The organism is Amycolatopsis sp. NPDC004625, assembly GCF_040609695.1.
In the GTDB taxonomy this organism is placed as follows: domain Bacteria; phylum Actinomycetota; class Actinomycetes; order Mycobacteriales; family Pseudonocardiaceae; genus Amycolatopsis.
The window spans coordinates 1-12,906 of sequence record NZ_JBEXKX010000099.1 but is presented as its reverse complement, the minus strand read 5'-3'; the positions used below and the strand labels follow the sequence as shown (position 1 = coordinate 12,906).

The following is a 12,906-nucleotide window of genomic DNA, read 5'->3' as shown; positions in this document are numbered from 1 at the left end:
TGTTGTCGCGCTCCCCCCCCCCGCGGGGGGGGGGGCGGGGCCCCCCGCCGGCCCGCGGGCCGGGCGGGCGGGGGTGCCCCGCCGGGGGGGGGGGCCGCGGGGGGGGCCCCCCCCGCTTCCGTGTGCCCGGGGTCAGAACCGCAGCGCGCGGATGATCGAGCACGGGTCGGTGTAGGACTTCCAGCGCACGATCCGCCCGCCGCGCACGGTCAGGCATTCGACGTACTCGATCTCGAACGCCACGCCGGTGCCGCGGGCGACGCCCTTCTCGTGCACGATGCCGACCGCCTGGTCGCCGTCCACCACCAGCCCGCGCAGCTCCTTGCGCTTCACCTCGCAGACCGAGGTGAACGCCTCGAAGCTGGCCAGCACGGCGGCCGGGCCGTGGTAGGTGCCGATCCACGGCATGCAGTCGTGGTGGCCGGGCACGCCGACGAAGTTGACCCACTCGACGTCGTCGCCGAGCAGGTCCGCGGCCTGCGACACGGCGCCGCCGCACACGCGCTCGAACCACGCCAGCGCGGTGGCCCGGGTGCCGGCGGTGTCCTCCCCGGCGGCCGGGGCGGGCCCGCCGGTCTGCCAGTCCGGGGTGAAGGTGACCGCGGTGATCCGCCAGCCGGTGCCGGTGCGGCGCAGGTCCATCCGGTAGTGGCCGCCGAGCACCCACGGCGGGCCGCCACCGGCGGGCACGTGCGTGGCCTGGACCTGGCTGCGGCAGACCGCGGTGTCGCCGTCGAGGCCGACCACGTGGTTGCCGATCAGGTGCTGCGTGGCGGCGAACCCGGCGAACTCCGCCGTCCAGCCCGCCACCGCGTCGGCGACCGGCACGGTGACCGCGTCGCCGCCGTGCAGCGCGCGGTAGTCCAGGTGGACGGGGTCGGCCAGCAGCCCGGTCATCGCCGTCCAGTCGCGGCGGTCGGCGTACCAGCCGAACCTGTCGCACGTCTCGATCACGTCCAGCCGGTCGTCCGCGGTCATCGCCTGCTCCTGTCGGCCGAGTGGGCCGCGGCCAGGTCGAGCGCCGCGGCGACGGTGGGTTCGTCGTCGTAGAAGTCGAACTGCGTGCCGGTCCGCCAGTGCACTGTGGACGGACCGGCCAGCCGGGCGAGGAACTTCCGGACGCCGCCGGGCAGGGCCGCGTCCTCGCTGTGCACGAGCAGGACCGGCGCGGTGACGCGGCTCGCGGCGGCGATGGCGTCGAAGCGCAGCCAGTGCGGCCAGGAGAGCTCGGCGAACCGGTTGGGCCACTGCGGGACGGCCCCGCGGGCCGGGTCGAGGTAGTAGCGGAACGGGCCGGGCATCGCGGCCGCCGGGTCGGTGGTGCTGACGGCCGGGACGTACCGGACGGCCCCGGTGCGCGCGAACTCGGCGGCGGCCGCCTCGCCGCGCCGGATCCGCTCGGCTACCCCGCCTTCGCCGCCGTAGACCTCGCGAGCCAGTTCGGCGTCGTGCAGCCAGGGGGCGATCATCGCGAGGGAACCGAAGCGGGCGGCTTCCGCGGCGGCGGCCAGGTATCCGGCGCCGGCGCAGATGCCGACGCCCCCGACGCGCGCACCGTCCACCAAGGAACACCCGCGCAGGAACCCGGCGGCGGCGACCAGATCGGCGACCTTCCGGTCCGGCAGTTCGGCGTCGCGCGGGGTGCCGCCGGAGGCCCCGTGCCCCCGGAAGTCGAAGGCCAGCGCGGCAACCCCGCGCCGGGCGAGGCCGCGGGCGTACCGGCCGGCCATCTGCTCCTTGACGGTGGTCCACGACCCGGCGACCACGACGGCGGCCGGCGGCCGGCTGTCGCCGGGCGGGAGGTGGAGGTCGCCGACGAGGGTCTCGCCGCCCGAACGGAACTCGACCGGCCGGATCGTCATCGGGTCCTCCCCTTCGTTCGGCCACGACTCAGCACGTCACCGGAGACCTTCGCGCAGCTCGGGCGCGCCCGGATCGTCATGTCCCCTCCGCCCTGCCCCGCCCGGCGCACCCCAGCGACGCGCGCCTCACGACGCCTCCGCCAGGACCACGCACCCCAGCTCGGTCAACGCCGCCTCGACCACCGTCCCGGGCCTGCCCGGCCGCGCTGGGACCAGCAGGCCGGCCCGGGCCAGGTCGTGCACCGCGTGCTGGTCGCAGCAGGCCACGCCGTCCACGAACAGGTCCGGTGCGCAGCCGCAGCGCAGGGTGGCCCGGCCGTCGGCCACCGCACGCAGGATTGCCCGGTGGCGGTGGGTCAGCGCCGTCACCGGAGGCCCCCGCGGACCTCGGCCCGGGGGTCCGCGCCCGCGATCTCCGCGTAACCGGAGCAGAACGCGTCGCGCGCCGCGCCGTCGGCGTCGAGGCCGGTGTGGTCGATCGAGCGCAGCAGGGTCGCGACGTCCCGCCGCGGCGGTTGCCGGGGTGCCTCGCCGTCGAAGCCCACCAGCAGCCAGCGGGTCGGCGTGCGGCGGACGGTGCCGAGGTGCAGGTTGCCGTGGATGCGCTGGACGAGCTCGCCGGACGGCAGCGGTGCCGTGCCGAACCGGTCGGCGAGCGCCCGGTGCACGGACGCGACCGCCCGGCCCAGGGCGCCCGCCTCGGCGGCCAGCGCCGGCCCGGCCAGGCGGTGGCCGTCCACGGCGTCCGTGGCGGAGGACTGCAGCACGGCGAGGACGACCGGAGCCCCGTCCAGGTCCGCCTCGATCGAGCCGAGCAGCGGGGCGATGTGCCGGCTGCCGGCCGCGTCGAGGGCGCGGTGCAGCTCCAGGTCGGGGTGGACGAGCCGCCGGGACAACTTGAGCAGGTACCGCTCGCCCAGCACCACCGACGTGGCTGACCGCCCGGACCCGGTCACCCGGCCGGTCAGCCCGCGCCGGGGCACCAGCGCCAGCCCGGCCCGCTGCCGGGGCACGAACCGGACGCGGTCGCGGACCGCGCCCGTGCCGATCAGCGCCGTCAGTTCCGCGGTGAGCAGGTCGTCGGCCGCCGCGTCGTACACGGCCAGCTCGCCGGTGCCGGTGATCGGGACGACGCCGGGCAGCGGCGTGCGCGGCGCGCGCAGGCCCAGCGGCAGCCCGTAGCGCACGACGTCGGCGCCGGTGCGCGCCTCGGCCACCGCGAACAGGCCGGCGGGACCACCCCAGGCGAGCTGGTCGCTGAACCGGCCGAGCACGCGGAGGCGGACCCGGTCCACCCGGTGGCCGGCCCAGGGCTGTTCCGGCAGCCAGGTGCGCAGGGCGAGCTCGGTCTCGCCGAGCAGGGCACCGAGGCGGTCGTCGAGGGCGGCGGTCATCAGCGTCCCCTTTCGTCGTGCAGCGAGAACCAGAAGAACCCGTGCCGGGGCAGCACCAGCGGGTACGGTTCGGCGCCGATCAGCGGGAAGCGGACCGAGCCGGTCAGCTCCACCGGCCGCCGCCCGGCGAACCCGGTCAGCTCCAGCGCGGCCGGCTGCGGGTGCCGGGACAGGTTGTTGACGCACAGGAGGACGTCGTCGACGCCGCCGGCGACGTGGCGCCGCACGAACGCCAGCACCGCCGGGTTGCCGGCGTGCAGGTCGCGGTACTCGCCGAGGCCGAACGCCGGGTGCGCGCGCCGCACCTCGAGCATCCGGCGGGTCCAGTGCAGCAGCGACGCCTCCCCGGCCAGCTGGGACTCGACGTTGACCGCCTGGTAGCCGTAGACCGGGTCGGCGATCACCGGCAGGTACACCCGGTTGGGGTCGCAGCCGGAGAACCCGGCGCTGCGGTCGGGGCTCCACTGCATCGGCGTCCGGACGCCGTCGCGGTCGCCGAGCCAGATGTTGTCGCCCATCCCGATTTCGTCGCCGTAGTAGAGCACCGGCGAACCGGGCAGCGACAGCAGCAGCGCGGTGAACAGCTCCTGCCGGTCGCGGTCGTTGTCCAGCAGCGGGGCCAGCCGGCGGCAGATGCCGATGTTGGCCTTCATCCGCGGGTCCTTGGCGTACTCCGCGTACATGTAGTCGCGTTCCTCGTCGGTGACCATCTCCAGGGTCAGCTCGTCGTGGTTGCGCAGGAAGATCCCCCACTGGCAGCCGGCCGGGATCTTCGGCGTGTGCGCGAGCATCTCCGAGATCGGGAACCGCGACTCCCGCCGCACGGCCATGAAGATCCGCGGCATCAGCGGGAAGTGGAACGCCATGTGGCACTCGTCGCCGCCGACGGCCGGCTCGCCGAAGTAGTCGACGACGTCGGCCGGCCACTGGTTCGCCTCGGCCAGCAGCACCCGCCCGGGGAACTCCTCGTCGACCACGCGCCGGACGCGTTTGAGGAACTCGTGGGTCTCGGGCAGGTTCTCGCAGTTCGTGCCCTCGCGTTCGAACAGGTACGGCACCGCGTCCATCCGGAAGCCGTCGATGCCGAGGTCGAGCCAGAACCGGACGACGTCGAGCATCGCGTCGGCCACCGCGGGGTTGTCGTAGTTGAGGTCGGGCTGGTGGGAGAAGAACCGGTGCCAGTAGAACTGGCCGCGCACCGGGTCGAACGTCCAGTTGGAGGTCTCGGTGTCGACGAAGATGATCCGGGCGTCGCGGTAGCCGGAGTCGTCGTCGTGCCACACGTAGAAGTCGCCGAAGGGCCCTTCCGGGTCGCGGCGGGACTCCTGGAACCACGGGTGCGCGTCGGAGGTGTGGTTCATCACGAGGTCGGTGATGATCCGCAGGCCGCGCCGGTGTGCTTCGTCGAGCAGCTCGACGAAGTCCTCGACCGTGCCGCCTTCCGGCTGCACGCCGCGGAAGTCGCTGATGTCGTAGCCGCCGTCGCGCATCGGCGAGCTGTAGAACGGCGGCAGCCAGAGGCAGTCGACGCCGAGCCACTGCAGGTAGTCGAGCTTGCCGAGCAGCCCGCGCAGGTCGCCGACGCCGTCGTCGTCGGAGTCGGCGAAGGCGCGCACGAGCACCTCGTAGAACACCGCCCGCTTGAACCAGCCGGGTTCGGCGCGTACCGGCGGGATCATGCCGGGCCGACCGAGCCGATGTGCGCGACCGACCGGTGCGGATCGAGCTTCACGTAGGCGTCGCGGCCCCATTCGAAGATCTCGCCGCTGACCTCGTCGTGCACGGTGTACCGGTGGTCCGCGGCCAGTCCCAGCGCGGCGAAGTCCCAGTGCACGGTGCCTTCCTGGGTGTGGCGGTGGTCGAGGGTGACCACGCAGAGCACGGTGTCCCCGCTCGCCGGGTCGGTCTTGGAGTAGGCGATCAGGTGATCGTTGTCGACGTCGTGGAAGCGCAGGGTGCGCAGCTGCTGCAGGGCGGGGTGCGCGCGGCGGATCTCGTTGAGGCGGCCCAGCCACGGCTGCAGCGAGCGGCCCTCGGCGAGCGCGGCGGCGTAGTCCCGCGGCCGCAGTTCGTACTTTTCGGAATCGCGGTACTCCTCCGCGCCGATCGCTTCGTGCTCGTAGAGCTCGAAACCCGAGTAGACGCCCCAGATCGGCGACAGCGTCGCGGCGAGCGCGGCCCGCGCGGCGAACGCCGCCGGGTTCCCGGTCTGCAGCTGCGCCGGCAGGATGTCCGGCGTGGTGACGAACAGGTTGGGCCGCGCCTCGTCGGCGTGCTCGACGAGCTCGCGGCCGAACTCCGTCAGCTCGGCTTTCGTGGTCCGCCAGGTGAAGTAGGTGTAGGACTGGCTGAACCCCAGCCGCGCGAGGCCGTACAGCCGGGCCGGGCGGGTGAACGCTTCGGCGAGGAACAGGACGTCCGGGTGCGCCTCCTGGACGTCCCGGATCAGCCGGTGCCAGAACGCGGGCGGCTTGGTGTGCGGGTTGTCGACGCGGAAGATCCGCACGCCGTGCCGCACCCACAGCTCGACGATCCGGCGCACCTCGGCGTAGAGGCCCTCGGGGTCCTGGTCGAAGTTCAGCGGCAGGATGTCTTCGTAGCGCTTCGGCGGGTTTTCCGCGCAGGCGATCGTGCCGTCGGGCAGCGTGCTGAACCACCGGGGGTGCGCGCTGACCCACGGGTGGTCCGGCGCGCACTGCAGGGCCAGGTCGAGGGCGACCTCCAGGCCGAGTTCCCCCGCCCGCGCGACGAAGGCATCGAAGTCCGCGAAGGTGCCGAGCCGCGGTTCGAGGGCGTCGTGCCCGCCCTCGGCCGAGCCGATCGCCCACGGCGAGCCGACGTCGCCGTCGGCGCCGGCCACGGAGTTGTTGCGGCCCTTGCGGTGCACGGTGCCGATCGGGTGCACCGGCGGCAGGTAGACGACGTCGAAGCCCATCGAGGCGATCCGGTCCAGCTGCGCGGTCGCGGTGGCGAAGGTGCCGTGCACCGGGCGGCCGGTGCGGTCCGTGCCGCCGGTCGAGCGCGGGAAGAACTCGTACCAGGCGCCGTAGCCGGCCCGCACGCGGTCGACGCGCAGCTGGCAGACCCGGCCGCGGGTGCAGAGTTCGCGCACGGGGTGCTCGCGCATCACCGGCAGCACGGACTCCGACAGTGCGGCCGCGAAGCGTTCGAGCACCGGCAGGTCCCGGTCGCGCAACGCGGTGGCGGCGTCGAGCAGCGCCTCCCGTTCGGCGCGGCGGTCCGGCCGGTACGCGACGCGTTCGAGCAGCCGCGCGCCGGCCTCGAAGTCGTTGGCCAGTTCGGGTGCGCCGAGCCCGGCAGCGACCTTGGCCCGCACGGACCGTTCCCAGGCGGTCCACGGTTCGCTCCAGGCGTCGATCCGGAAGGTCCAGACCCCGGGTTCGTCGGGGACGACCACCGCCGCGAAGCCGTCTCCGCCGTCGGGTTCCAGGCGGGTCCGCCGGGTGGAGCCGTCCGGCCACCGCAGCACCACCGCGGCGGCGACCGCCTCGGTGCCTTCCGCCCACACGGTGGCCGACACCCGCACGGCTTCGCCGACCACCGCCTTGGCCGGGTGTTCCGCCGTCCCCACCGTGGGGCGGACGTCCTCGATCACGATGCGCCCGACCACCGCGCTCACCTCCCGCGCCGAAACCGCTTCCGGTCTTCAGCGTGACAAGAACGGTGCCGGCGAAGGGAAAACCCGGGTCGACTATGGGAACTCGACGCAGTCAGGGAGGAGATTCAGTGTGCACGCAGGGCGTACCGGCGCTCCGCATAGGCCAGATCATCCCGCCACAGCCGCGCGGCGGCCCGGCGCATGAGCGGCCGCAGAACCGGCGCAAACCGTGCAGCGTGGGCGAAACCCGGCCGTTCCGACGCCGCGATCGTCGCCTCGATCACCGCGGTTTCCGGGCGGCCGTCGGGGCCGGCGCCGAGCGGGGTGGCGTGCGTTTCCACCACGCTGCCGGCGCCCTCACCGTCCACAATGGTCATCAGGACGGTGCGCGGGCCCGGGCAGGTGAATTCGGCGACCACCGGCACGCCGATCTTCCCGGCCAGGCGGAAGGTCACCTCGACGACGAACCGGTCGTCCTCCTCGGCGACGTCGACGCCCTGCGGCGCGGACAGCACGCGCAGCCGGGCGAAGGAGTACGGGTGGAACCACGCGCCGTGCCACGGGTCGAGGCGGTTGGCCACGACGTCTTCGGGCTCGCAGACGCCGGTGAGCGTCGCGACGGCGTCCACCGTGGTCCCGTCCGGGCGGACCGGCACGGGCGGGCGTTCGGTGGGCTGCTCGCCGCCGATGCGGTCGAGCCGGACCCAGGCGAGCACGCCGTCGTCGTGGGCCGGGAGGGCGGTCCACCCGGGACGGTCCGCGCCGACGCGCAGGCCGTGCCACCGGCAGACGAGCTCACCGCAGTGCACGCGGGCCTGGTCCAGCGGCGCGCCGAGGTGGGGACACGCGCCGGGGCCGACGAGCAGGGCCCCGTCCGGCCCGCGCCAGGCGACCAGCTCGCGGCCGGCCACCCGGATTCCGAGCGGCCGGTCGGGGCGCACGTTCCTGGCGGCGGCGAAGACGAACCAGTTGCCGGAGGGGCGGGTGCCGGCCCGTTTCACGGCGGCTTCGATGAGGGCGGGGCTGCAGTCCCGGTAGGTGGGTTCCTGCCGCGCCCAGGCGGGTTCCCCGAAGGGCTGCACCGGCCACCGCGCCGGCCAGCGCTCGATCACCTGCCGTTTGAAGTCCACTGACACTCTCCCGCTCGCAACGGCCGGCCGAGCGGACCGGCACGCGAGCCATCCTCAGGCATGTGGAGCGGTTGCGCAACGCTTCCGGGGACGGCGCCACGCCTTCGGGGCCGCTTGCGGGCGAAGCCGGGAGGCCGGGCCGCGCGGGGACGCGCCGCCGCAGGATTCAGAGCCGCCGGGCTCGCGGGGTTCGCCGAACACCCGACCGCAAGGGGCCGTCCCGGAGGAGCGTCAGAGCGCCCGCTACCCCTTCAGCCGCTCAGCCGCCAGCTCCAGCGCACCGCCGAGGTCGTTCACCCACGCCACTTCGCGCCCGGCCAAGGTCTCCCACCCCGGCCCGGCCATCACGACCTCGAACCCACGCCGTCGCAGGCGCCGGACCAGGCCGTCGTCGATCGTGCCCGTGGACATCGACCACAGGAACACCACCACCGGCTCGAGCTTCGCCGCGACGCCCGCCGTCGTCTCCGCCGGGACCAGCTGACCCAGGTACACCGCCGGGATGCCGACCTCCACCATCGCCGCGCGCAGGACCTCCATCGGCAGGCTGTGCCGCTCGTCCGGGCAGCACGCCAGCAGCACCGCCCGGCCCGGGGGGATGTTCGCGAACCGGGCGCTGTAGCGCTGCAGGGCGAGCGAAATCTCCCCGGTCAGCGCCCATTCGGACTCGAAGCACACGTCGCCGCGCAGCCAGCGGCCGCCGAGGTGGTCCAGGACCGGGATCAGCACCTCCGCCCACGCCCGGGCCGGGCCCAGTGCGTCGAGCAGCTCGTCCAGCAGCGCGGCGAGCGCCGCGAAGTCGAGGTCCTCCGCCGCCCGCTCCAGCTCTTCGGCGCGCCGGCTCGCCGGGACGTCCGGCATCGCCCCTTCGAGACCCGAGAAGACCGCCGCCGCGGCTTCGCGGGCGCGCAGGCCGCGGTCGATGAGCCGCTGCATGTGCTGGAGCCGGCGGACGTCGGTGTCGGAGTAGCGGCGGTGCCGTCCGTCGTCCCGCAGCGAGGGGCCGACGCCGTAGCGGGCCGCCCAGGTGCGCAGCGTCACCGGCGAGACGCCCAGGAGCTCGGCGACCTTGCCGGGCGTCCACGCGCCCCGGCCGCCCACCGCGTCGACGTCCATCCGCACCACGTTCCTACTGCCGGGCCCCTGTCCGCTCCTACCGATACGGCATCGGACGGCCGTTCGGCACTCCCCGCCCCCGGAGAGCCCGACCCAGGGGCCGATTTGTGACGCAGATCACTGTTTGTCCGTCGCACATCCGGCGACGCCCGGGGTGTGGCACCCGGGCGCCGCCGGATGCCGGACCCGCGCCGAGGGGTGTGTACGGCGGGCCCGGCGGGGCGGCGCGTGGCATCGCCACCCCGTTCACAGAGAAGTCGCTTCGATGCGGCACCGATCGGCCGGGTCCGCCGCCACGTCTTCGCCCGTTCAAGTGGACAAGCTACACCCCATATGAAACGGTTGCGAATCGAATAGCCTGATTGTGGGAGGGCGGCGGATGACCGCGACGATGACGCCGGCCGACCGGCTGGACGCCCTGGGCCGGCGGTGCCTGGCCGAGGCGCACGGTTTCGTGGCCGAGCGGGCGGCCGAGCACTTCGCCGGGCGCAGCGAGGGCGCGCTCGCGGTGACCGCGGTGCCCGAGTTCGTCGCGGGCGGGAAGTGCCTCCGGCCGCTGTTCGCCTACGCCGGCTGGCGGTGCGGGCAGCCGGACTCCGACGCCGCGGTCCGGGCGGCCGCCGCGTTGGAGCTCCTGCACTGCTTCGCCCTGGTCCAGGACGACGTGATGGACGGCTCCGAGCTGCGCCGGGGCCGTCCCGCGCTGCACGTCCGGTTCGCCCGGTGGCACGAGGAGCAGGGCTGGGCCGGCTCGGCCGCCCGGTTCGGCGAGTCCGCCGCGACGCTGTTCGGCGACCTGTTCCTGGTGTGGTCGGAGCAGCTGCTGCGCGAGAGCGGGCTACCCGCCGGCCGGCTGGCCCGCGCGTGGCCGCACTACGACTCGATGCGCTCCGAGCTGGCCGTCGGCCAGCTCGCCGACCTGGTGAACGACGCGCGGGCGCTGCCCAGCTGGGACACCCTGCTCGACGTCCTGCGCCGCAAGTCCGGCAACTACACCGTGCGGCGGCCGCTGGAGTTCGGTGCGGCGCTGGCCGGCTGCGGCCCCGAGCTGACGGCCGGGCTCTCGGAGTTCGGCGGCCTGGTCGGCGAGGCGTTCCAGTTCCGCGACGACCTGCTGGGCGTGTTCGGCGATCCGGCCGTCACGGGCAAACCCGCGGGTCAGGACCTGCGCGACCGCAAGGCCTCCAGCGTCGTCGTGCTCGCCGCCGCGATGGCCGACCGGCGGCGGCAGACCGAATTCGCCGAGCTGCTCGACCTCCCCGTCGTCGACGACGAGGCGGTCGGGCGCTGGCGCGAGCTGATCGTGGCCACCGGCGCGCGGGACCGGCTGGGCGAGCTGATCCGGGAGCGGGCCGACAAGGCGCTGGCCGCGATCGACCCCGCGGTGGTCCCGCAGCCGGCCGCCGACCTGCTCGCCGCGCTCGCGGCCCGCTGCACGGACCGCGACCGATGAGGACCGTGCCCGGGCGTTCGGACCGCGTGGTCGTCGTGGGCGCCGGGCTGGCCGGCCTGGCCGCCGCCCTGCACCTGGCCGGCCGGGGCCGGGAGGTCACCGTCCTCGAGCGCGACCCCGGCCCGGGCGGCCGCGCGGGCCGCGTCGAACGCGACGGCTACCTGCTCGACACCGGCCCGACCGTGCTGACCATGCCGTCGATCCTGCGGGACACCTTCGCCGCGGTCGGCGCCCAGCTCACCGAGGAACTGCCGCTGACGCGGCTCGACCCGGCGTACGTGGCCCAGTTCGCCGACGGCAGCACGCTGCCCGTGCACACCGACGCCGAGGCCATGACCGAAGCCGTCCGCGAGTTCGCCGGGCCGGCCGAAGCCGCCGGTTATCTACGCCTGCGCGACTGGCTGACGAAGCTCTACCGCGCCGAGTTCGGCCGGTTCGTCGACGCCAACATCGACTCCCCGCTCGGCATGCTCCGGCCGGAACTGGCCCGGCTGGTGGCCTTGGGCGGCTTCCGGCGGCTCGACGGCCGGGTCGGCCGGTTCCTCTCCGACGAGCGGCTCAAGCGGGTCTTCACCTTCCAGGCGCTCTACGCGGGCGAATCCCCGATGCGGGCCTTGGCGCTCTACGGGGTGATCTCGTACATGGACACCGTCGGCGGGGTGTACTTCCCCACCGGCGGGATCGCCGCCCTGCCGCGGGCGCTGGCCCGGGTCGCGGCCGACGCCGGGGTCAAGTTCGAGTACGGCGACGCCGTCAGCACGCTCGAACGCCGAGGCAGCCGCGTCACCGCCGTCCGGACCGCCGCGGGCGCCCGGTACCCGTGCGACGCCGTCGTCCTCACCACCGAGCTGCCGGAGAGCTACCGGCTGCTCGGACGGCACCCGCGGCGGCCGCTGCCGCTGCGGGCCGCGCCCTCGGCGCTCGTGGTGCACGCCGGCGGCCCGCCGGCGCACCCGGAGGTCGCCCACCACACGATCTCCTTCGGGCACGGCTGGCGGTCGACCTTCGACGAGCTGATCACCCAGGGGCGGCGGATGAGCGACCCGTCGCTGCTGATCACCCGGCCGACCGCGTCCGAGCCCGGGCTCGCCCCACCCGGCCGCCAGCTGTACTCGGTGCTCGCGCCGGTGCCCAACCTCGATCGCGGCCCCGCGGACTGGGCGGCCGAGTCGGACGCCTACGCCGAAGAGATCCTCGACCTCGCCCGGACCCGGCTGCTACCCGGTTTCGAACCGGAGTTCACGCACGTGCTCGGCCCCGCCGAGTGGGCGGAGCGCGGCCTGGTCGCCGGGACGCCGTTCAGCTACGCGCACTCCTTCGCCCAGACCGGGCCGTTCCGGCCGCGCAACCTGCCGCGCGGGACGGACAACGCCGTCCTGGCCGGCGGCGCCACCGTGCCCGGCGTCGGCGTGCCGACCGTGCTCATCTCCGGCAGACTGGCCGCCGACCGGATCACCGGAGGGACCCGATGACCCGACGCGAACTCGACGCCGCCGGCATCCGCGCACCGGGCCTGCGCTCGGCCTACACGTGGTGCCGCGAGCTCAACGCCCGGCACGGCCGCACGTACTTCCTGGCGACGCGGCTGCTGACCCCGGCCCAGCGGCCGGCGATCCACGCGCTCTACGGTTTCGCCCGGTGGCTCGACGACATCGTCGACGAGCCGGCCGTCGGCGCGACGCCGGAATCGCTCGGCACGCGCCTGCAGGAGGTGGAGAACCGCTTCCTCGCCGACCTGAAGGCCGGGGAGAGCGAAGACCCGCTGCTCACCGCCGTGATCGACACGGCGGCCCGGTATACGCTCGCCAAGGCGTACTTCGAGGCGTTCTTCACCTCGATGCGGATGGACCTCACCGTCACCGGCTACGCCACCCGCGCCGAGCTGGACACCTACGTGCACGGCTCGGCCGAGGTGATCGGGCTGCAGGTGCTGCCGGTGCTCGGCACGGTCGCCCCGCGCGAGGAGGCCGAGCCGCGGGCCGCCGCGCTGGGCAAGGCCTTCCAGCTCACCAACTTCCTGCGCGACGTCGCCGAGGACCTGGCCCGCGGGCGCGTCTACCTGCCGGCCGACGAACTGGCCGCGCACGGCGTCGACCGCGACCGGCTGCTGTGGTGCGCCCGGCACGGGCGGGCCGACCAGCCGGTCCGGGCCGCGATCCGGAACCAGATCGCCGTCACCCGCGACGTCTACGCCGAGGCCCGCCCGGGGATCGCGATGCTGCACCCGGTGTCGGGGGGGGGGGGGGGGCCGCGCCCGCCCCCCGGCCGGGGGGGGCGCGACCCCCACCGGGGCGCCCGCGCCCCCCGCAGCGCCCGGCGCGCGGGGGGGGGA

The 12,906-nt window shown here is 74.7% G+C and carries 11 protein-coding genes; 3 read left to right on the top strand and 8 right to left on the bottom strand.

Annotation, left to right across the window (positions count from 1 at the left end; translation table 11 throughout):
* Positions 1-132 precede the first annotated feature (132 nt).
* The 8 genes from ABZW17_RS46000 to ABZW17_RS45965 all read right to left on the bottom strand — a co-directional run bounded on the left by ABZW17_RS46000 (position 133) and on the right by ABZW17_RS45965 (position 9,121).
* Positions 133-978: a nuclear transport factor 2 family protein gene (locus ABZW17_RS46000; protein ID WP_354829136.1), complete on the bottom strand. Its 846-nt coding sequence runs from the start codon at positions 976-978 to the stop codon at positions 133-135.
* Positions 975-1,862: an alpha/beta fold hydrolase gene (locus ABZW17_RS45995; protein WP_354829133.1), complete on the bottom strand. Its 888-nt coding sequence runs from the start codon at positions 1,860-1,862 to the stop codon at positions 975-977. The genes ABZW17_RS46000 and ABZW17_RS45995 overlap by 4 nt, the downstream gene beginning before the upstream one ends.
* 126 nt (positions 1,863-1,988) lie before the next feature.
* Positions 1,989-2,231: a hypothetical protein gene (locus ABZW17_RS45990; RefSeq protein WP_354829130.1), complete on the bottom strand. Its 243-nt coding sequence runs from the start codon at positions 2,229-2,231 to the stop codon at positions 1,989-1,991.
* Positions 2,228-3,256 carry a hypothetical protein gene (locus tag ABZW17_RS45985; RefSeq protein ID WP_354829128.1) on the bottom strand — a complete coding sequence of 343 codons (1,029 nt, stop codon included), beginning with the start codon at positions 3,254-3,256 and terminating at the stop codon, positions 2,228-2,230. The genes ABZW17_RS45990 and ABZW17_RS45985 overlap by 4 nt, the downstream gene beginning before the upstream one ends.
* Entirely contained in the window at positions 3,256-4,935 is a 1,680-nt protein-coding gene (gene treS, locus ABZW17_RS45980) for a maltose alpha-D-glucosyltransferase (RefSeq protein WP_354829125.1), read from the bottom strand. Before treS ends, ABZW17_RS45985 begins: the two co-directional genes overlap by 1 nt.
* On the bottom strand, positions 4,932-6,887 hold the full coding sequence (locus ABZW17_RS45975; RefSeq protein WP_354829123.1) for a maltotransferase domain-containing protein: 1,956 nt from the start codon (positions 6,885-6,887) through the stop codon (positions 4,932-4,934). The genes treS and ABZW17_RS45975 overlap by 4 nt, the downstream gene beginning before the upstream one ends.
* Before the next feature lie 113 nt (positions 6,888-7,000).
* On the bottom strand, positions 7,001-8,005 hold the full coding sequence (locus tag ABZW17_RS45970) for a DUF5914 domain-containing protein (protein WP_354829121.1): 1,005 nt from the start codon (positions 8,003-8,005) through the stop codon (positions 7,001-7,003).
* A gap of 243 nt (positions 8,006-8,248) precedes the next feature.
* On the bottom strand, positions 8,249-9,121 hold the full coding sequence (locus ABZW17_RS45965) for a MerR family transcriptional regulator (RefSeq protein ID WP_354829119.1): 873 nt from the start codon (positions 9,119-9,121) through the stop codon (positions 8,249-8,251).
* A 379-nt stretch (positions 9,122-9,500) separates the two neighbouring features.
* On the opposite strand from ABZW17_RS45965, the gene ABZW17_RS45960 reads away from it, so the two are divergent.
* The 3 genes from ABZW17_RS45960 to ABZW17_RS45950 all read left to right on the top strand — a co-directional run.
* Entirely contained in the window at positions 9,501-10,574 is a 1,074-nt protein-coding gene (locus ABZW17_RS45960) for a polyprenyl synthetase family protein (protein ID WP_354829116.1), read from the top strand.
* Positions 10,571-12,046, top strand: a complete 1,476-nt coding sequence (gene crtI, locus ABZW17_RS45955; protein ID WP_354829113.1) for a phytoene desaturase family protein — start codon at positions 10,571-10,573, stop codon at positions 12,044-12,046. The genes ABZW17_RS45960 and crtI overlap by 4 nt, the downstream gene beginning before the upstream one ends.
* A partial coding sequence (locus tag ABZW17_RS45950; RefSeq protein ID WP_354829110.1) for a phytoene/squalene synthase family protein occupies positions 12,043-12,906 on the top strand: 864 nt, incomplete at its 3' end. The genes crtI and ABZW17_RS45950, both read left to right, overlap by 4 nt.

Excerpts from the sequence above, each read along its gene's own strand:
- treS (WP_354829125.1), bottom strand. The coding sequence starts at position 4,935 with ATGATCCCGCCGGTACGCGCCGAACCCGGCTGGTTCAAGCGGGCGGTG.
- ABZW17_RS45985 (WP_354829128.1), bottom strand. The coding sequence starts at position 3,256 with ATGACCGCCGCCCTCGACGACCGCCTCGGTGCCCTGCTCGGCGAGACC.
- ABZW17_RS45965 (WP_354829119.1), bottom strand. The coding sequence starts at position 9,121 with ATGGACGTCGACGCGGTGGGCGGCCGGGGCGCGTGGACGCCCGGCAAG.
- crtI (WP_354829113.1), top strand. The coding sequence starts at position 10,571 with ATGAGGACCGTGCCCGGGCGTTCGGACCGCGTGGTCGTCGTGGGCGCC.
- ABZW17_RS46000 (WP_354829136.1), bottom strand. The coding sequence starts at position 978 with ATGACCGCGGACGACCGGCTGGACGTGATCGAGACGTGCGACAGGTTC.
- ABZW17_RS45960 (WP_354829116.1), top strand. The coding sequence starts at position 9,501 with ATGACCGCGACGATGACGCCGGCCGACCGGCTGGACGCCCTGGGCCGG.
- ABZW17_RS45995 (WP_354829133.1), bottom strand. The coding sequence starts at position 1,862 with ATGACGATCCGGCCGGTCGAGTTCCGTTCGGGCGGCGAGACCCTCGTC.